Annotated in this window: 11 protein-coding genes; 1 reads left to right on the top strand and 10 read right to left on the bottom strand. The window is 39.3% G+C overall.

Annotation, left to right across the window (positions count from 1 at the left end; all coding sequences use genetic code 11):
* Positions 1 to 11 precede the first annotated feature (11 nt).
* The 6 genes from D1164_RS05605 to D1164_RS05580 form a co-directional block, all read right to left on the bottom strand.
* The gene (locus D1164_RS05605) at positions 12 to 3,665 is read right to left on the bottom strand and encodes a SusC/RagA family TonB-linked outer membrane protein (protein ID WP_147372054.1); all 3,654 of its coding nucleotides are present in this window, start codon (positions 3,663 to 3,665) and stop codon (positions 12 to 14) included.
* A 123-nt stretch (positions 3,666 to 3,788) separates the two neighbouring features.
* Positions 3,789 to 4,820, bottom strand: coding sequence for a FecR family protein (locus D1164_RS05600; RefSeq protein ID WP_119348967.1), 1,032 nt, complete (start codon positions 4,818 to 4,820; stop codon positions 3,789 to 3,791).
* A 387-nt stretch (positions 4,821 to 5,207) separates the two neighbouring features.
* Positions 5,208 to 5,885, bottom strand: a complete 678-nt coding sequence (locus D1164_RS05595; protein ID WP_119348966.1) for an ABC transporter ATP-binding protein — start codon at positions 5,883 to 5,885, stop codon at positions 5,208 to 5,210.
* A gap of 98 nt (positions 5,886 to 5,983) precedes the next feature.
* Complete coding sequence (locus D1164_RS05590) at positions 5,984 to 8,356, bottom strand: ABC transporter permease (RefSeq protein WP_119348965.1); 2,373 nt, start codon at positions 8,354 to 8,356, stop codon at positions 5,984 to 5,986.
* A gap of 183 nt (positions 8,357 to 8,539) precedes the next feature.
* Positions 8,540 to 8,959, bottom strand: coding sequence for an endonuclease domain-containing protein (locus D1164_RS05585; protein ID WP_119348964.1), 420 nt, complete (start codon positions 8,957 to 8,959; stop codon positions 8,540 to 8,542).
* A 236-nt stretch (positions 8,960 to 9,195) separates the two neighbouring features.
* Positions 9,196 to 11,565 carry an ABC transporter permease gene (locus D1164_RS05580; RefSeq protein WP_119348963.1) on the bottom strand — a complete coding sequence of 790 codons (2,370 nt, stop codon included), beginning with the start codon at positions 11,563 to 11,565 and terminating at the stop codon, positions 9,196 to 9,198.
* A 724-nt stretch (positions 11,566 to 12,289) separates the two neighbouring features.
* Here D1164_RS05580 and D1164_RS05575 point away from each other — a divergent pair.
* Entirely contained in the window at positions 12,290 to 13,108 is an 819-nt protein-coding gene (locus D1164_RS05575; RefSeq protein ID WP_119348962.1) for an SGNH/GDSL hydrolase family protein, read from the top strand.
* A gap of 213 nt (positions 13,109 to 13,321) precedes the next feature.
* Here D1164_RS05575 and D1164_RS05570 read toward each other — a convergent pair whose 3' ends face one another.
* The 4 genes from D1164_RS05570 to D1164_RS05555 form a co-directional block, all read right to left on the bottom strand.
* Complete coding sequence (locus D1164_RS05570) at positions 13,322 to 15,715, bottom strand: ABC transporter permease (RefSeq protein ID WP_119348961.1); 2,394 nt, start codon at positions 15,713 to 15,715, stop codon at positions 13,322 to 13,324.
* Between the two features lie 11 nt (positions 15,716 to 15,726).
* Complete coding sequence (locus tag D1164_RS05565) at positions 15,727 to 15,927, bottom strand: hypothetical protein (RefSeq protein WP_119348960.1); 201 nt, start codon at positions 15,925 to 15,927, stop codon at positions 15,727 to 15,729.
* Entirely contained in the window at positions 15,920 to 18,307 is a 2,388-nt protein-coding gene (locus D1164_RS05560; protein WP_119348959.1) for an ABC transporter permease, read from the bottom strand. Before D1164_RS05560 ends, D1164_RS05565 begins: the two co-directional genes overlap by 8 nt.
* A gap of 71 nt (positions 18,308 to 18,378) precedes the next feature.
* Positions 18,379 to 20,817 (bottom strand): ABC transporter permease, encoded by a 2,439-nt coding sequence (locus tag D1164_RS05555; RefSeq protein WP_119348958.1) that lies wholly within the window; start codon positions 20,815 to 20,817, stop codon positions 18,379 to 18,381.
* Positions 20,818 to 20,849 lie beyond the last annotated feature (32 nt).

Genomic DNA, 20,849 nt, shown 5'->3' with positions numbered 1-20,849 from the left:
GATTACAAGAATTAGAATTCAACATTAAGTTTAACACCAAAAGATCGGGACCAAGGCGTAACATTATAATATTCAGCGCCCTGAATCCAAGAGCTCCCACTTGATTTAAAAGCAAGCTCCGGATCAACTGGTATTTTGGCCTTTGTCCAGGTAAACACGTTTTGTGCAATTAAGGATAATGCCACGTTGCTAAGGTTTGCTTTTCTTACTAACTGCTGAGGAAATTTGTATGTTACTGACAACTCCCTTAGTTTTACATAAGTGGCGCTATAAATATTATTTCCCCCATAATATCTTGTGGAATATTTATTTGCATCAAAGGGTGTCAACCAAACTGTTCCCTGGCCTCCCAGGTTTTCGATGTATCCCCCTGCACCATCTTCACGAACACCAGGGATAAAACTGGCATCGTTAATATATACTGTTTCCCCTGAAATTTTATCGATATATGATCTTGAATTCTGTGTAGCTCCATCGGGCCAGGGAAATCCGCCATAATCACCCGTCCGGCCTCCTACCCACAGGTTAAAATATGCATCCGGATTATCCTTAATTTGTTGTACAATGTCCTTATCCATATCGTAATTTACGCCGGAGAATGTCTCCTCCAACCAACCATTATTTTTGAAAAATTCCATAGATCTGGAATAGAATTCACCACCTGATCTCCAATCAAAATTTGCAAAAACACTGAAATTTTTATATTTGATTACAGGTTGAATACCGACTAAAAAGTTATGATTGAAGTTGCCAACTTTTTCTATGCTCTCCTCCCTGTTATCTAATTGTGTCCTGCCATTGGCTGCAATAATCGGATAACCATAATACTGAGAGCTTTCATCTTCAACTTTCAGGTAGGGGTATGCATATATATCCCCGATGTCATCGCCAACATAACTTCTAAGCCTTACCTGACCTACTGAGCCAAATTGATAGTATGATATACCTTCGGCCAGTTCAACAATTTTAGTCCTGTTTCGGGTTAACGTTAGGCCCAGACTGGCAGAAAAATCACGTTTCCGTATTAAATCTGTATTTAAAGATATATCCCATCCCCTGCCCCGGACAAGCCCTGCATTGATTTGTTTTGCAGTTGCTCCCGATTCATTAGGGATTGAAATACTAAGTACCTGGTTTTTATTATCCACCATATAATAGGTTGCATCCAGATAAACTCTGCCATCAAACAATGAAAGGTCCAAACCAATTTCCTTTGAGGTTGCTATCTCAGGCTTCAACTCCGGATTCCTCAGGGTTCCGGGCATAAACATTCGTTTAGCATCCCCCCAATCGCTGGTAGTCGCATAATACTGAGCTAAAGCGTAAGCTCCAACATCATTACCAACCTGCGCATATCCTGACCTTATTTTTGCCAGGTTAATCCATGAAGGAAGTTGCAATATCTCATTGGCCAGAAGGCTTAAAGATGCAGAAGGATAAAAATAAGACCTGTTATCTTTTGGCAAAGTGCTGGACCAATCATTTCTTGCTGTCAGGTCCAGATAAATCATATTCTGATATCCAACAGAAACAGCACCAAAGACACTGTTAACAGCTTTTTCGCCCCAGTAACTGCTATAGGAAACTGTACCCGGAACCCCGTTCGAAATGGTAAACAATCCTGGTAATACCAATTGGGATGCTTCGTTTGAGATGGCATCGTTGTAATCGTAGCGAAGATTTCCCCCCAAATTTGCAGTCAGATTCAATCCTTCAACAATATTTTTATCGTATGTAAACATGGCCTCCCAGTTCTCCTCCTTCGCAAAAGTTCTTTGAATAGAATAGGCGCCTCTGTTATTATCATAGTCACTCCAGGCGACTTTTGCCTCATTTCTTTGGTTATACACATTTGTGAGATACCGGACCATAAAATTGAGATCTTTAAAAATTTCCCAGTCAAGTTGGAGTTTTGCCATGGTCTGATTCCGTTTAAAACCTGTCAGGTTTTCGTAAACATTGAAGTACGGGTTGTTTTGTTTCGGTTTACTCTTTCTCTGCTGAATGTTTTCCTGACCTTCAAGCCAGTAATCCTTCAAATCAAGAATGTTAACCTGTACTCCCATCTCAAGAGCCGATCTGGAAGGGTCCCTGCGGCCGGTACTGATATTTTGCCTGTTATCTGAACCTGCTTCAGAAATATTAATAGCAGCACTGACTTTCAAATTATCAGCAAGATTATAACTCCCGTTAACCCCGATTGTTTTTCTGGAATAATCTGTATTGGGCAATATCCCTTCGTTAATCAGGTTACCGATAGAAACACGGAAGTTTGCTTTATCATAATTCCCCTCGAATGCAACATTGTTTGATTGACTAAACCCGTTCTGATAAAAATCCTGCTGCCTGTTTGGATAGGCAACCAAAGGTTGTAGAGATGTACCGTTGTTATTTAACAGTGATTTGTCCCATTGATAAGAATCAGGGAAGGTTCCATCAAGAATGGCACCCCATGATTCATTTTCCTGTTCTCCTAAATTATGAGCTCCTGCTTTACCGGAAGCAAATGTTGATTGAAAGGGAACAAAGTGATACGGATTATCAAGAATATACGATGAGTTAAAAGAAACTCCAATACCTTTTTTTGCACCTCTGCCAGATTTTGTTGTAATAAGTACGACCCCGTTTCCTGCCCTGGAACCATATAGCGCTGCGGCACTGGGGCCTTTCAGTATTGACATGGATTCAATATCCTCCGTGTTTAGGTCAGAAATGGCATTACCCATGTCTACATCTTTATAGTTATTATTAATCCCGTTAGTAACCGGCACACCGTCAATAACAAAAAGAGGCTGGTTTTTGGTGTTTAAAGAACTGGCCCCCCTTATAATCATATTTACAGAGGAACCTGCGAGACCGTACATTTGCGATACCTGAACACCGGCTGCTTTTCCGGCAACGGCATTTAACAAATTCCCCTGAGGAGTTTCATTCAGTTCGTTTCCACTAACCTCTCCTACAGAATATCCAAGAGATTTTTTTTCTCTTGTTATACCCAGGGCCGTCACAACAACATCTTCCAAGCCTATTACATCCTCAATCATTGTTACATTAACAGTGCTCCTGTTTGCAACTTCAATTTCCTGTGTCCTCATCCCTACAAATGAAAAAACCAGGATAGCATCCCTCGGAACATTTGTTATTGAATATTCTCCATCCCCATTGGTAACCGTTCCTTGCGGTGTTCCCTTTACAACAACAGTTACACCGGGAAGTGGCTGCCCAGACTCATCGGTTACAGTTCCGGAAACAACGCGCTGCTGCTGTTGTACAAAGCCGGAATCATAAATGGGGGCATCTGTGGAAAAAAGAACCACCTGTCGGTCGACAATCCGGTATTCTACATTTACGCCATCAAAAAGTTTGTCCAGCGCTTTATCGATTGTGATATTTCTGAAATCCACACTGACATCCCGCTCCACATCAACCATCTTACTGTTATAAAGGAAGCGGAATTTCGACATGTTTTCAATTTCCAGTAGTACCTGTTTTATGGTTGTGTTTTCCATATTCAGGTTCAGCCTGGTTGCCTGCGCATAACCACTGAGGGCATAGCTCTGGACAACTGCGAGTAATACGGCATACAATGTTAACCTCATACTACGAAACATTTTTGCGGCCCACAGTTTTTTCAGCACGGGCCAGTTACTACATAAAATTTTCATAAATTTACATGCTTTTAAATTAATAAATTGGTTATTAATGCTATCCCTTTCTGGCAAGGAAATGGATAGGTAAAAAGTACACGGGGGATGCTGGTTCAGAGCATCCTCTTTTTTTAGTTCATATTATTTCTGTTTGATTTCTATTTCCATTTTGCTAAAAGTTTTATCCGTTTTAATTTCTCTTTGTTTGATAGTATAGTCGATGGGTGCCGATATTTTTAACAGATCCAAAACCTGTATCAGTGATTCATCTTCGAATGTAGCCGTGTAGACATAGTTCTTCAAAGCAGATCCGGTAAGTTGTATATCTACATTAAACCAGCGGTTTAGCCTGCGGACCACCTCGGGCATGGAATCGTCGCGGAACATCAGAATACCATCTTTCCATGCCAGGTATTTTTCCACATCCACATGGGAGGTAACCATTCTTTTATCCCCCTCTTTCAATAGTGCTTTTTGTCCGGGTTTCAACTGAACAATATCCCTTCTCCCCGCAGAGTAATTACCCTGAAACAGATTGATATTCCCTTCAACCAATACAATTTCTGTTACATTCTCATGGAGATAATTGGTAGCAAGAAATTCAGTGCCGGTCACTTCAATGTTGACTCTCCCTGTATTGACTATAAACGGCACTTTCTTATTCTCTGCAACTTCAAAGTAAGCTTCTCCGGTCAACTCCACTTCACGGATATTGTTGCTGAAAACAAGTGGATAACGAAGCCTGGTTTTCGAGTTAAGATATACCCTGGTACTGTCGGGTAAAATAAACTCCGAACGCATACCGGCAGGCGTTTCCAACGTATGCCAGGTCAATGGAAGTTCTTTCTGTGAAGTTTTTTGAGTAGCAAAATAAAGGGTTGCCACCAATAAAGGGAGCAACAATATGGCCGCCACTTTCTGAAATACCACCAGTATCCGTAATTTGCTTCGGGATTCTATTCGGGAGTTTACCTGTCCGATGGCTTTCCCAGGATCGTATTTTCGCATGAGTCGCAGTTGTTCTATCCCTTCCCAGGCAGTGAGGGAATCGGCAAACACCTGCCGATTCTCCTCAGAAACTGCCTTCCACTGTTCTACCCTTTCTCTTTCCTCCAGGTCTAATGTGCCTTCGAAAAAGGCCGGCAACAACTTTTCTATTTCATGATGTTCCATTATAATCGTCCCTTAAAAAAGTACTTATCGCAATGAAACTTGCATTATGATAATATGCCTGTATGCTAAATTTCTCCATGCCTGTTCCATTTGTTATTTCGCGTTTTACATTAAGGACGACAGGGAAACAAAATACACATATCCGATTTAGAATTTTTTAAAAAAAAATTTTTAGATCGCCCCTCCTATGACCTCAAAAGAAAGGATTACTTGATTTTAATTCATTAATACATAAAACCATTGGCTGTATTTCGGGTGGAGCATCAAGCGACAACAAAACCTCAGGATGAGAATAAAATATAACTCAAATTAATTACCGGACTTTACTTTACCCTACCCTGCTGATACAGTGCATGGGATTGCCCCATTTATAATTTACTTCTTTCTTTATTGAACAGGTAAATCTTCTTCAATTAACCCATCAACCAACTTCACAATCCGGGTTCCGTACTGTGCAAAATCTTCGTTATGTGTTACCTGAATAATAGTCATTCCTTCTTCATTCAGCTTTTTCAGCAACCTCATTATCATCTCACCTTGTTCAGAGTGCAGGTTTCCGGTAGGTTCGTCGGCAAGCAGTAATTTTGGGTTACCAATGATGGCACGGGCAATGCCCACCAGTTGTTGCTGCCCACCGGAAAGCTGATTGGGAAACAAATCTTTTTTGGCCACCATATTAAAACGGTCGAGTAAATCAGCTACCATGGCTTTACGCTCTTTCCCCTTAACTCCCCGGTACACCAAAGGTGTCTCTATATTTTCATACACATTCAACTCGTCAATAAGATGAAAAGCCTGAAAAATAAACCCGATGTGACTGCGGTGGTACTGCACTTTCTGTTTTTCTTTGATTTTATGAGCCGGTTCATCCAGGAAATAATAATCTCCTGCATTGGGTTCATCCAGTAACCCAATGATGTTGAGCAATGTGGATTTCCCGGCACCGCTGGGTCCCATAATTGTTACAAACTCGCCTTGTTTTACGTCAAGATCAACCCCTTTTAAAATAAATGTCCGCTGAAATTTTGCATCGTAGTACTTGTCAATGTTTTTTAGTTTGATCATTATTCAAAGTTTTTATTTATTATTCTCTAATTATTTACTAAGTGCCAAGGGCATAGAGATGGCGGTTTCGCCCACTCATTCCTCCCGGCCCTATACTTTTATTCATATTTCAATGCCTCAACCGGATTAATCCGGGAAGCCCGGTATGAATGGTATACGACAGTAGGTAAAACTACAAATGCTGCAACGATAAATGCGAATGCAAAAATCCACCATTCAATATTGGTTTTAAAAGAAAAGTTACTGAGCCAACGATTCATAATAAAAATTGTGGGCGGAACGGAAAGAATACTTGCAATAATTACCATAACAAAGTTTTTACGCAGAAAAAACAATACAATCCCTCTTTCTGTACTTCCCAGCACTTTTTTTACTCCAATTTCTTTGGTTTGGGTTTTGACCATAAACAGGGTTAATCCGAATAAACCAAATGATGCAACCAACAGAGAAAACAATGACGAAATGGAGATTATAACACTAAGATTTCTCTCTTCGGAATAAATTTCTTTCTTAAATTCATCAATGGTTTTATACTTGAACGGTTGGTCAGGGGCGATTTTTTCCCATTCTGCCTTAATTAGAGGCAGAATATTTACAAGTGTCCCAGGTTTGTAATGAACAGCTACCTGCATAACAAATCCATCAGATGCGACTATTAGCAAAGGAGGGATATCCCTGTGAAAAGAGTGTAAGTTAAAATCTTTTACCACGCCGATTACTGTTCCTTCCACTACATCTATTTTTTTCCCAATCGGGTTGGTTAATCCGAGTAGTTCTACCGCTTTTTCGTTTAGCAAATATGAATTTTCTTCATCACTGCCAAACTCACGAGAAAAACTCCGCCCTTCAAGTATTTGTATGCCCATGGTTTCAACAAAATCATAGTCAACTGCCAAAAGCTCAATAGGTACCTTTTTCGTTTTGTCACCAGGAAATTCCATAGGATAAGGCCAAAAACCGGTCATTGGCAAAGCATCGATGGCCCCTCCGGCGGAAATGATATTCGGATAAGCTTTAATGTTGTTTATAAATACTTTTGAGTCCGGGGAATTCTTCCCCATATCAACAAACAAAACATTCTCATTGTTATACCCCGGATTTTTGCTGAGGGCAAATTTATACTGCGAACGAATAATTAAAGTACTCGATACAAAAGAGCAAAAAATGATAAGTTGAACTACAATCAGAGCAAAACGAATTCGCGATTTACGTTTTCCGGTCCGTACTGAATTGTTTAAAATACAGATAACATTTAACTTCGATAAAAATGAAGAAGTGTAAAGCCCTGACACTACCCCAATAAACATTGTAAGCACCACATAAACAGTTACGTAAATAGCAATATTTGATTTAAAAATGAGCAGTTTGGTTTGAAACAGATCTTCGGCATAAGGTTTTCCAAGCCAGGCTAAAAACAGAGCAACGGGTAAAACCAAAACAGACAGAATTACTGACTCAGTCAGCATTTGTTTTCGAATGGATTGCCTATTTGCACCATTTGTCTTCCGGATCCCAATCTCTTTTGACCTGCCTGTTGATACGGCTGTTGAAAGAATGATATAGTTTAGCGATGCAATAATTATTATGAGTACTGCAATAGCCGAAAAAATCCGAATATTTTTTCGGTTTCCCTTTGGTAATCCGCTGTTAACTTCCCGCGAGCCGAGGTACACATCAGATAAATTCTGAAGAAAAAAATCATATTTCTCTTCTTCACCATAAACCTTTTTTTCCAGTGCCCTGAACTGCTCATTGAGCAATGCGATATCAGGATTTTTGTCGAGGAACAACCAGGTTTGCCAATAAAAGGAACGCCAGTTTGTTTCGGCATTCCTATCTTTTATTCTCCCGTTAATCCATTCAAGAGGCCACTTTGAATGGATAAAACAATCGGCCTGAAAAGTAGAGTTAACAGGGATGTTCTTAAAAACTCCTTTTACTACAAAAACTTCTTCTTTATCATTTACCTGAACAACCAAATCCTTTCCAACCGGGTCTTTATCCGGGAAAAACTTTTGTGCCTGTTCCTGTGAAAGAACAATCGAATTGGGTTCATCAAGAATATATCCCTGTTGCCCTACCACAACTATATCAAACACATTAAAAATCTCAGAATCAGTACCAATAACTTTGTCTATGGGAATAAACTCTTCATTTAACTTTATACTAAATCCCCTCATCAATTTGGTTGACGTCGCATATTTAACCTGCGGAAATTCGTCTTTCAAATTCTCAGCAAGGATATAGGGCGTGCCTTCGTCAGTTACCTTTACCTCATCATTATAATTTAACACCCGATAAACCTGTTTACGGTCCTTAAAACAGGTGTTGTAACTTAGTTCGTTAATAACAAACAGCAGAATTATAAACGATGCAGCCAGGGCAAACGAAAGCCCCATAATATTGATTCCGGCAAATAGTTTGTTTCGCTGTAAAAATCGGAGTGCGGAAGCAAGATAGTTTTTAAACATGGTGGTCCTTGGTTTTAGTTTTTATTCATGCGAAATATTTCTTTTATCACTCTGCTAATATTACTTTCTCGGCTCCTCCCTTCAGGAAGCCAAAGGGTGAAAAAGCGGATTTTTTATTCATACCTGAGTGCTTCCACTGGATTTTTTGTTGCGGCTCGCTATCTTCTGCCGGCATCTTTACCCCTAAACCCCCTGAAGGGGATTTGAAGAAAGCTCCGATTGACGTTCTTTGCATACTTCTTCTATCTCTTTTATAACTTGTGTAATATTATTTTCAATTTCCTCATTAGTAAATCTAATTACTTTAATTTCCCAGCTTTTTAATTCTCCTTCGCGCCCAATATCATAATCTTTTTGTTCCTTACTTTTATGGATGCCTCCGTCAACTTCAATAACCAATCTTAACGGGTGACAATAAAAGTCAGCTATAAAAATGTCAATCGGGTGTTGCGGACGAAACCGTAATCCGAACAATTTCTTCCCTCTCAGCTGTTCCCACAATATTTTTTCTGCCACTGTCATATTTTTTCTCAGCATTTTTGCTCTTTCAAAAATATAAGGTTTGGCATTATAAAACATCGAAACATTATCACCAATACTCATTCTGTTCTTTCTTTAAGACCCCTGAAGAGGTCTGGAATGAAATAACTATTTACCTCAACAACACAACCGGGTTCCGTGTAGTTATTTCTCAGCTTTGCCAGCTCACAATTCACCCCTAAATCCCCTGAAAGGGGACTTTCGGGCCTGTATTTCAAAATGCTTTCGTTCATTTTATTATCATTCGTAGCTTTTTCAGGTTCTCCCTTCAGGGAGTCAGAGGGTGAAAAAGCGGATTTTTATTCATACCGCAACGCTTCAACCGGATTCCTCGTAGCCGCCCGCCAGCTTTGCCAACTCACAGTAAGCAACGCAATTCCCAGGGCCAGCAATCCGGCCAACGCAAAAATCCACCAGCTCAGGCTGGTTTTGTAGGCAAAGTTTTCAAGCCAGCGGTGCATCGCATACCAGGCCACCGGGGTTGCAATAGCAAAGGCAATTACGACCCATTTCACAAAATCTTTATTGAGCATGATTAAAACTTCAGATATTTTTGCCCCGTTTACTTTGCGTATCCCTACTTCTTTAATTCGCAACTCGGCAACAAAAATTGCGGTGCTTAACAATCCCAAGCATCCGATAAAAACAGAAAGAATAGTTGCCAGTAAAAATATTTTACTAAACATTAAATCTTCCTTGTAAAGACTGTCAAGTGTTTGGTCGAGAAAATAGTATTCAAAAGGCCAGTCGTTTGCAAATTTTTTCCAAACCGTTTCAATTTCGGCAAGTGTTTTTTGTATTTGTTTCCCGTTATTAGCCTGAAGGTTCAGGTAGATGATATCCAGATTCTCTGGTTTTCTGCAAATAAAACCAATGGGACTTATAGCATGATGTAATGATTCGAAATTAAAATCTTTAACCACACCTATTATCTCACCAGTGGCTCCATCGTAAGAACTTATCCGGGCATTTTTTATGTTCTCTATTCCATACGTTTTTATGGCCGTTTCATTAAAAATATGCTCTTTTTCACGTATAGACGAAGGCCTGAAATTTTCTCCTTCAATAATTCTAATTCCAAAAAAATCGAAAAAGTCCTTGTCAACAAGCATCGCTTCATATGCAATTCGTTTCTCTTCACCGTTGTTATTTAATGACATACCCCAGCCCATATCTGCTTTGCCCAACGGGTGAGAAGCCATTGTTGTGGCACTAACTTCTGCGATGTCCAATAATGCCTGTTTTAATGCTTCCTTTTGCAGGCTCATTTCATCAGTTAGAGGCAGATAAACAATGTTGTCATTTTTAAAACCTACGGAATGGTGTTGCAGGAAATTATTTTGTTTGTAAATGAACAGTGCGGAAATAATTAGTCCAATTGACAGAGAGAATTGCACCACGAGAAGTACGTTTCGCAGATTTTCTTTTTTACTTATGGAGTTATTTTTTAAAACCAAAAGCAAGTTGTAGCGATGAAAATAAACTGCGATAAATAGTGTTGAAATAACCAGGGTTAATAAAACCATACTTAAACCAGTCAGCACACTTTTTTCGCTTAAAAAATTGGATATACTAAATTTCGAGCTAAACAATTCATTCAATAATGGAAGTGCAGTTAGCACCATTGCCATCGCTATAAGGAAGGCGATAAGCAGAACTGGAAAGATTTCTGCAATAATCCGGTTAAAGGAATTCCAGATACTCGCTCCCATTGCTTTATGAATCCCAATGTTTCGAGCTTGTTTTATTTTTTGAGCGGTATTTAGGTTGATAAAATTAATAAGAGCCAGTAAAAAAATAACAACCATAACGGCTCCCAGAGTTTTTACTCTTTTTAGGTTGCTGTGTGACAACACACTATTTGCTGAGCCTGAAAAATATAAGTTGCTGTATGCTTTTAGATAAATATCTCCTTTATCTTTTATTGCCCAGTCGGGTGCAGAAGCCTTAAATGTGGCGTTTAACTCTTCTTCCAAATGCGCCGTTGAACTGTTTGGATGGAGTAAAGCAAAAGCTTCAAAGTTGGATTGCCCCCAATGATCTGATTTGTACCAGGCAACATTACTCTCGATGACAAGAACAGGAACAATGGCATCAAAATTTAGCATCGCCTCAAGAGACTGATCTTCGATTACAGCAGCAACAGTCAAATCCATTTTCCCAAAACTGGTTGTCATAAATTGCAGTTTTCTTCCAACTACATCAATGTTCCCAAATATTTTCAATGCCTCCTTTTTAGTCAAGACAATATTTTCTTTTAACATCAGTGCTTGTTTGAGATCACCAACCAAAACCCGGTACTGAAACACCTCAAAAAAATGTTCGTCAGCGATAATAATCTTTCCCGCTTTTACGCTGCGTTTGTCAACTTCATAATAACTTTTATCCGACCAATTGTTATGGAGTTTAGTTATACTCCTTACTTCAGGAAATTTATTTTCAAATTCCTTTAAACTTCTCGATGACCAGTAATCTCCTTCTTTTGCAGTGATTCGATAAATGTTTTCATAATCTTCTAACGATTTGCCTTTATTGAGCTCCGTTATGAAAAACGTGCTTAAAAAAAGAACAGCGGCGAAAGCCACGCTTAGTCCTAAAAGATTTAGTAGCAATTGCCGGTCCCCTTTTGCAATTTGCCGAAGTATAAGTTTTACTGAATATTTAAACATTGTATAGAGATTTTTAGTTAGTCATTCCTTAATATGTCCATCCAAAGTCAGCTCCGAGTATTCGGGTGCACTCATATCTGGACGTTTCTATCCCAAAAAATCGGGATCTTCGCACTTCTCACTATTCATATCTCAATGCCTCTAACGGATTTCTTGTAGCTGCTTTCCAACTTTGATGCAGTTTGGATTATCCCAATGCTTCGTGACCAAGGTGCCCCCCCCTCTTCCATTAAACGTCGAATCTACCCGATAAACACTTTCATACCCCGCGAAATGTTTATCAAAGCTCTTTTCGTTTGAAACGTGAACGAACAGAATCAGGAATGATGAAACTCCGATCACCAACCCAAAATATTAATGAACAAAAAGGCCTTGTCTTTAAACAGGCGTCTTATGATAATTTTTAGGTCGTACATTCTAAAGTTATTAGCGGATAGCCATGAGCCACCAGCATTATTTACTATCAAACAAATATAGTACAATCAACTCTTGTGCCTTTTATCATTCAGCCTGAATGACAAATGTTTAGCAAAGATACGATTTATTAAAGTGTAAATTTTTTTGACAAAAGGTGTCTAATTTTTTACCACAATTAATTTCTTCAAAGAAGTATGATACTATAAAAAATGAGATGGTTTCTGCTATCATAACTTATGTAGATCTGATAATTTGACTTAAATTAGCGTCGAAAAAATCAGAACCTTATTAATCAGAGCTCTTCGATATGAAAAAAATAACCGTCTCATTTCTTTTTATTGCAGTAATTATATTTTCGGGTTACGCGCAGCAAATAACTCTCCAAAATTCGCAATGGAAAGGCAAAAAGGTAGCTTTCTTGGGAGATTCGATGACTCAGAAATGGCAAAGAGATAACATTCCACGGACTGTTTACTGGGAATACCTGACAGAAATGCTGGGAATTGAACCTTATGTTTATGGAATTAGCGGACATCAATGGTCAGACATTTATGGTCAGGCTTTGAAACTAAAAGAAGAGTATGGTACCCAAGTTGATGCGATATTGATTTTTGCCGGAACCAACGATTATAACCATAACATCCCAATGGGAAATTTTTATCGCGAAACAGCGAAAGAAACCAATTTTAACGGAACGAATGTGATCCGAAAATACCGGATACACGAAAACAACGACTCTACGTTTTGCGGACGAATTAATAAGGTAATGGCTTTTCTAAAAGCGAATTATCCCGACCAGCAAATTATTATAATGACACCAATCCACAGGGGATTTGCAGCCTTTAGTGAAAAGAATGTTCAACCTGAAGAGAGTTTTTCAAATGATTTAGGACTCTATATTGAAGATTACGTGAATACGCTGAAAAAAGCCGCATCCGTTTGGGCTACTCCGCTTATCGATCTCTATTCTATCAGTGGCCTTTATCCTATTGAAGACTCAAATGTCAAATATTTTATGAATGAAAAGACCGATCGTCTGCACCCGAATTCATTGGGGAATTACCGGTTGGCTAAAACAATCCAGTATCAATTATTGAGCTTGCCTTCCACTTTTGTTGGTGAATAGGCTGAACTTTAGGCTGGTTCTTAAAACATACAGGATTGGCAATTTATTATACCGGATAGCTTCCCCTGGATTCCTGCCGGCATCTTTACCCCTAAATCCACTGAAAGGGGACTTTTGGGTCTGTATTTCAAAATACTTTTGTTCATTTTATTATCATTCGTAGCTTTTTTGGGTTCTCCCTCCAGAGAGTCAGAGAGTGAAAAAGCAGATTGTTTATTCATATCGCAGCGCCTCCACCGGGTTCCGCGTTGCTGCTCTCCAACTTTGCCAACTCACAGTTAGCAACGCAATTCCCAATGCCAGCAATCCGGCCAGCGCAAAAATCCACCAGCTTAAAGTGGTTTTGTAGGCAAAGTTTTCAAGCCAGCGGTGCATCGCATACCAGGCCACCGGGGTTGCCATAGCAAATGATACAATTACCCACTTCATAAAATCCCTGTTTAGCATTGCTAAAATTTCGGTTATCCGGGCACCGTTCACCTTCCGGATACCAATTTCTTTTGTCCGCTGTTGACTGATTAAAAGCGAAAGACCGAGCAATCCCATTGAACAAATAAACACTGAAAACAGGGTAAAAATCGTCAATAACCGGGCCTGTAATATTTCAGTTTTATACAACTGCCGGTACATGGTACTAACATGTTCGTGACGAAATGGATATGCCGGGAACAGTTCATTCCATACGGTTTGAATGTCGTCAATTGCTTCATGTCGCATCCCCTCTTTATAGGCAACTACAAAATTTATCATCCACAGGTTTTTCCGTTTGAACAGGACCAGTGGCCGCACCTTCTTTTTAATACTCGAAAGGTGAAAATCTTTTACCACTCCAATCACCTTCCCTTTCGGAAGCTCAATTCCCTGAACCGGCGAAATGAGTTGAAACTGCTTGCCTACAATTGAATCCGGATCGGTATAATTCAGTTGATGCAAAGCTGCCTCGTTGATGATGTATTCACCTGATCCTTCGTTATCCTCGTTCTTTTCCGAGAAATTGATCCCGCTTAAAAATTGCAGGTTAAACAATTCAGCAAATGAATAGTCGCAAGGGAATACCCCCAACCGTTCTTCCGATAATTCTCCCTGCTGATATCCTTCAAGTTGGAACGGGAACATATCGTTTGCCTCACCTCCGGGAGGTTCCAGCATGGCCGATACCGATTGGACAGTCGGATATTTGAGCAGCTCCGATTTGAAAACATCAAACTTTTGCTGAATGTTGGCATGTACCAATTCAAAACAAATAACATTGTCTTCCCTGACTCCCATTGAATTGTTTAACGCATAGTTAGTTTGGCGAGATATGACGAGTACTGCGGCAATTAGAACAATGGTAAACGTATACTGAAATATAATGATGCCTTTGTTTACCGAAACACTATTCAATTTCAGCGCTTCGTATTTTCCAGCACCCGCATTTAATCCGTTAAGCTTCTGCCTGATAACGGGTTGAATACCTGAGAAGATTCCCAGTAAACTAAAAACTGAGACAGCTACTACTACAAGTAATAAATTGCCTCTCAGCAGATTCATATTAAAACTACTTTTTATGATGGATTGTACCGGTATAGAAATAATTGCAAATAAAAAAATGGAAAGTACAACCACAATCAGACTTTCAGTGAGAAAATACTGCAGGTTCGTATTTTTTGAAGATCCCAAAACCCTGTTAACTGCCATAAATTTGCCGCTGAAACCTGCCATTCCGAGGTTCAGACTCGCATAGTTACTCATTGAAATCAGCAATAAAATGAGTGCTGCAATTGACAGCACATAAATATTCGTGAGGCTTCCGTTGGGTTCAATTTCGCGCAGCTTATCAGAGTGTAAATGGATATCAGTGAGCTTTTGCAACCAGGCTTTTGTCTGAATTTCTTCGATGGTTTGCTCCGAGTTGTCTGCCAAAAACCGGGGATATTGTTTGGCAATATTTTCAGGTTGGGCATTTTCAGACAAAAGCAGGTAACTCCACGCCCAACCCTGAATCTCCTGCTGAACCGGAGTGACAATAAAATCGGGATGAAAATGACTAATTTGCGGAAAATCTTTCATCACGCCTTTAATGGTGAAATCCGATTTCTCGCCGTAAAACTGACCGGGTGGAAGCGACATTATTTGGCCAACTGGATTAGAATTGCCAAATACTTTTTCTGCAAACGACTCTGATACGACCATAATAGCAGGATCATCGAGAATTGTTTCCCGGTTGCCAACCTCTAGTTCCGCATCAAAAACATCAAAGAAAGTACTGTCGCACACAAAAGCCTGATTCACATCGTAGTACCTTTCATTATACAACATTACACCTTCGCGCACGGGTGCCAGTCGGGTATAATTCTCAATTTCAGAAAAATACTCCGCCATTTGCGGAATCTGCCCCGAATCGTAAAAACGGGCAAAATGGCCGTCGTTCAAAAAAGAAGGATTCGTAATGGAAAACCGGTAAATCCGATCCGCTTTTTTATGCCATGTATCGTAAGTCAGTTCATTTTTCAAAAAGAGCGAAATGAATACGATCCCGGTCAGTCCCAGTCCCAGTCCCAAAACTTTTATAAAATTCAGGAAAGGATGTTTTTTTAGATTTCTGATTACAAAACGAAGTATCATTATTAATATGGTTAAATATTCATGATAAATTTTCCCCGGGGTTGCCAGTCGATGCCTCCATTTGCCAACTTATCTTTCACGCCTAAATCCCTTGAAAGGGGACTTTCGGACCTGTATTTCAAAATACTTTTGTTCATTTTATTGTCATTAGCCGCTTTTTCAGATTCTCCTGTCAGGAAATCAGAGGCCGAAAAAGCAGATTTTTCACTCATACCGCAACGCCTCCACCGGATTCCGCGTAGCCGCCCGCCAGCTTTGCCAACTCACAGTTAGCAACGCAATTCCCAATGCCAGTAACCCGGCCAGCGCAAAAATCCACCAACTCAAAGTGGTTTTGTAGGCAAAGTTTTCGAGCCATTTATTCATGGCATAGTACGCAATGGGAGTAGCGATAACAAAAGCAATAGCTACCCACTTTACAAAGTCTTTATTGAGCATTGCCAAGATCTCATGGACTTTGGCGCCATTAACTTTGCGGATGCCGATTTCTTTGGTACGTTGTTGCGAAATAAAAAGGGAAAGTGCACTTATTCCGATTACACTTATTAATAGTCCAATGCCGGAGAATGTGAATAGAATCCGGCTCAAAACTGTTTCGGCTTTGTATTGCTTCGCGATTTTCTCATCCATAAAAAAGAAATTAAATTCCTGTCCGGGATAAAATTCGCTCCAGGTTTCGTTTATTCTTTTTAAGCTTGAATGCAGATTCCCCGGATTTAGCCGGACATGAATAAACCTGGCCCTGTTGCGCGATTCCCCCAGCCAAAAAGCAAATTCGCCAATAGGTTCATGTGCCGAGCTGTAATTAAAGTCATTCGTAACCCCGATAATATTAATCCTGGTTTGATCGGGCGCCAGCGGTTGACTTTCCTGAAATATTTTTAACGCTTCCATACTGCCATGGCGTTCCATCAGCCTTTTGTACAAATGATTATTGATTACCATTCCGTCAATGGTATCAGCAGCTAGATTGAGCCAATTCTCAACAAGCTCAATATTCATGGTTTTCAGGTAATTGTAATTGGCAAATACAAATTCGGCTGTTCCTTCAAGACCTAAACCTTCAAGTGAAAAGCCTTGTGCCGGATACCCAAAATGTTGGGCGGCAAATCCTACCGAATTTATATGGCTTTGGGTTTCCAGTTCACTGGCAAAAATGGCCGGGTCTTTCGAAAAATCTTTCAGCTGTAAAACCACCAAATTTTCCTTGTCAAAGCCCAGTGACTGGTTAAATATGAAATTGATTTGTTTATTCACCAAAAAGGCATTTGAAAGGATAATAATTACAATGGTGATTTGCAAAACCAGCAGCAATTTTAAAACAGGATTTCCTGAATATTTTATTCTTTCGGAAAGAATATCAATGGTGGACGTTTTTTCAAAAAGAAAAAATCCGGCAAAAACAGCAGTCAGTCCAAGACAAAATACCAACACTAAAATTACACTCAGGTAAACAACTGGCTCGGAATAATATATGTTAAAGTCGATTTCAAAAAAACCGTTGATAAAAGGTTTTAAAATTTCAATGGCACCAAATGCAAGAATAACCGAAACCAAACAAAACAGAAAAACTTCAGATAAAACCTGGCTGATTAATTGCCCGTGAGTTGCGCCAATTGATTTTTTTAACCACAGTTCTTTCGACCGTTTTATAAGTTTGGCCACAGTGAGATTCACGAAATTGAGCAGTGAAAGTAGCAAAATAACAAACGAAATAATTATAAATAATTCGATGTTTATTTTACTGGAATTCTCTTTTAGCTCAAACCGAAAATTCGATTTTAAATGAATTTCATCCATTGGAACCAAATGAAACTGATATTCTTTTGGACCACGTGTTTTTTTTAGATTGCTTGCATCGAAGAAATTCAAAAACTTTTTTTCAAGATCGCCAGGCAAAGCGCTCTTTTTTAATTTTATATAGTTGTAAACCCAATGTGTTTTCTGGTTGGACTGTGCTTCGTATCTTTCCTGCAAACCGCCTTTTTGCGAAAGCAGCAGTTCGTAGTTAAAATGGGTTTTGGGATGCGTATTTTGTACAATCCCGCGAATTTCGTAATCGCCCACATTTCGTGCATATTGCAAGGCATCCACGGTAATCATTTTTCCAACCGGGTTTTCGTTTTTAAAGTATTTATTGGCAAAACCCTCGGAAACAAACACGGTGTTGGGTTTCGAGATTTCTGATAAATCGCCCAGTTTTGCTTTTACCGAAAACATTTCAATAAACGCCTCATCGACTGACATGATATCGTTTTGCTGAAACGACTGGTTGTTCATTTTTATAGTTCCCACCGCGCAATGCGAAAATTGTGTGGCTAGTTCAATTTCAGGAATTGAAGTAGCAATTGTATAAATCATTCCAAGGCTCCGCGCCCATGGAGTTTCTTCCTGACCCCCGGGAACAGAAGTTACCCGGTAAATTTGTTCGTGGTCGTTAAAATGTTTATCAAAACTTTTTTCGTTTGCAACGTAAAGGAACAGAATTAGAAATGACACAATTCCAACAACCAAACCAATTACGTTGAAGGACGAAAAAACTTTGTCATCAATAATCCTGCGGGCGATTAATTTCATGTTGTACCAAGTCATGTTTCGATGCTTTAAAATTTTAATTAAACTTCAACACCTTCCACCCTTGCAATCGATATTTCCTCCCTTTCCTATTCATAACGGAGAGCCTCCACTGGATTCCGCGTAGCTGCCCGCCAGCTTTGCCAGCTTACCGTTAGTAATGCAATTGCCAGCGCTAATACTCCCGACAGGACAAAAATCCACCAGCTTAAACTGGTTTTGTAAGCAAAATTTTCGAGCCATTTATTCATGGCGTAGTACACAATTGGAGTAGCGATAACAAAAGCAATTGCCACCCACTTTACAAAATCTTTATTGAGCATAGTAAGGATCTCTGATACTTTGGCGCCATTAACTTTGCGGATGCCGATTTCTTTTATTTTTTGACTGGCGATAAACGAGATTAGACCATATAATCCAAGAGAACCGATAAATATTGCAATAAGTGCAAAAAGACGAACCAGTTTTAAGGTATTAACCTGGCTGTTATAAAAACCTGCAATCTTCTGATCAAGGAATTCATATTCAAAAACATCCTCCGGGAAAGTAGTTTCCCATTCTTTTTTAATCTTATCAATAGAACTGTTATATCCTGTTAAACTGGCAGTAACAGGATTAATTTTTACGGCAATTTCTTTAATATTAAAACCTACATTGCTCAGAATTATGTGGTCCATTTCTTGTTGAAGCGACATAGCATGAAAATCTTCAACTACGCCAACAATAGTGAATTTCATATTTTCTCTACCATAACTGAAAATTTCACCAATAGCACTATTGGGATCTTTGAAACCAAGTAATTGTATCAACTTCCGGTTAACAATGGCTTCTCCTGAATTCTTTCTTTCGCTGCAATTTCTTCCGGCAATTAATGGGATTTCATAAAGTTCAAGATAATTTTCGTCGATAGTTTTTAAATTTCCCAGGTACAGGTTTGGCTCAATAGTTGGATAATTAATGCTGTTACTAACTTTCCAATCAGCCATAGGGCTGGTTGATTCGAAGCTGACCTGCTTTATATCCGGATATTTTAACAGGTTGGCTCTTAATAACTCCAGCTTACTTTTTTCCACTTCAGGAATTTTAGTTATCAGGATTGCCTCTTTATTAAATCCAATATCGGCGGAGAAAAAATATTTAATCTGTTTCTGCATTACCAAGGTCCCGGTCATTAATACCAGTGAGACCACAAATTGGGCAATAACAAGCACGCGCCTGACGGATACCGAGCCAGAATTACCTTTTACCGAAAGGAAATTTTTCAGGCTCCCCACAGGTTTCATTCCCGACATAATAATTGAAGGATAAATACCTGAAATAATTCCTATTAAAAAGGTTGAGATAATCAAAAAAATCAGGGTTCCGCCATTTTTTAACAAATCCAGGGTTAGTCGGTAGCCAAGTATATCGGTAAGATAAATAAACATGACATGGGCAACGCCTAACCCAATCACCGCAGCGATATACGAAACCAGAATTGTTTCTCCCATAAACTGCCAAATCAATTGAAATCTACTGACGCCTGAGATTTTTCTTACACCAATTTCCTTAAATCTTCTGGAGGATTGTGCAGTGGATAAATTGACAAAATTGATTGAAGCCAAAAGTATAATGAACAGCCCCACAAAGCCAAGCAAGTACAGCGCTTTTTCGGGTACTTGCCGGTGGCTGTAATTACCAACTTCCCATGAATGAAGTTTGGATAAAGGTTGCAAAACATATTTTTGTTTAACAGGAGACTCGGTTCCCATATATTTTGCGGAAAAAGAAACAAGCTGGCTTTCAAAATTGATTGCTGAGATTTCATCAGGTAAAAGCAAGTAACAATTGGTATTTGAATTATACTCTTGCCAGTCGGTGCCGTTATTGAAATACGGGTTTGATGCAGGTTGGCTTTTGTAGTCGCCGATAAGTTTAAATGGGAGATCGGTAGTTTCAGGCAAATCAGCAAATACACCAGTTACACTAAACGTGCCTTTGTTATTGATGTTTATAGGCTTTCCCAAAGCGTCACTTTCATTTCCTTGACTTAATTTGAAATACTTTTGTGCCAGTGAAGAATTAATAACAATACTCCCGGAATTTGAAAGCGCATTTTGAGGATTCCCTGCCAAAAATTTGAAGTCAAATATCTGAAAAACCTGTGGCTCTGCGTACACCAAACCATCGGCCTCCAGATACCGATCGAAAGCTCCATTTTCGTTTTCAATCGAAATCTGGCCTTTTTCGGCATAAAAAGTCATTGCTGCAACGACTCCGGGAAAATCATTTCGAATAGCTGCCCCAAGCGGATGAACCTGCCCTTCTGCAAGCACTGTCCCAATCCCGGAAGGTTCTAACTGATTAATTACCCGATAAATATTTGGGTAGTTTTTGTTAAATTTATTAAACCCCGATTCGTAGCTAATAATTTCATAGATTACCAATCCGCAGGCAATTCCAATGGCCAGTCCAACAATACTTATTGCGGAAAATACTTTGTTACGGGCTAACTGCCGAACTACCATTTTAAACGAATTTAGTCCCATGTATTCAATTTTGTTTCCTGTTAACTCTCATT

Origin of the sequence: Mariniphaga sediminis, from assembly GCF_003573545.1 — a bacterium.
GTDB lineage: Bacteria > Bacteroidota > Bacteroidia > Bacteroidales > Prolixibacteraceae > Mariniphaga > Mariniphaga sediminis.
Note: the sequence above shows the minus strand (reverse complement) of the source record. Positions and strands in the feature narration are given on the sequence as shown.

Excerpts from the sequence above, each read along its gene's own strand:
- D1164_RS05605 (WP_147372054.1), bottom strand. The coding sequence starts at position 3,665 with ATGAAAATTTTATGTAGTAACTGGCCCGTGCTGAAAAAACTGTGGGCC.
- D1164_RS05585 (WP_119348964.1), bottom strand. The coding sequence starts at position 8,959 with ATGAGTATTGGTGATAATGTTTCGATGTTTTATAATGCCAAACCTTAT.
- D1164_RS05590 (WP_119348965.1), bottom strand. The coding sequence starts at position 8,356 with ATGTTTAAAAACTATCTTGCTTCCGCACTCCGATTTTTACAGCGAAAC.
- D1164_RS05595 (WP_119348966.1), bottom strand. The coding sequence starts at position 5,885 with ATGATCAAACTAAAAAACATTGACAAGTACTACGATGCAAAATTTCAG.
- D1164_RS05565 (WP_119348960.1), bottom strand. The coding sequence starts at position 15,927 with ATGAGTGAAAAATCTGCTTTTTCGGCCTCTGATTTCCTGACAGGAGAA.
- D1164_RS05570 (WP_119348961.1), bottom strand. The coding sequence starts at position 15,715 with ATGATACTTCGTTTTGTAATCAGAAATCTAAAAAAACATCCTTTCCTG.
- D1164_RS05555 (WP_119348958.1), bottom strand. The coding sequence starts at position 20,817 with ATGGGACTAAATTCGTTTAAAATGGTAGTTCGGCAGTTAGCCCGTAAC.
- D1164_RS05580 (WP_119348963.1), bottom strand. The coding sequence starts at position 11,565 with ATGTTTAAATATTCAGTAAAACTTATACTTCGGCAAATTGCAAAAGGG.
- D1164_RS05560 (WP_119348959.1), bottom strand. The coding sequence starts at position 18,307 with ATGACTTGGTACAACATGAAATTAATCGCCCGCAGGATTATTGATGAC.
- D1164_RS05600 (WP_119348967.1), bottom strand. The coding sequence starts at position 4,820 with ATGGAACATCATGAAATAGAAAAGTTGTTGCCGGCCTTTTTCGAAGGC.
- D1164_RS05575 (WP_119348962.1), top strand. The coding sequence starts at position 12,290 with ATGAAAAAAATAACCGTCTCATTTCTTTTTATTGCAGTAATTATATTT.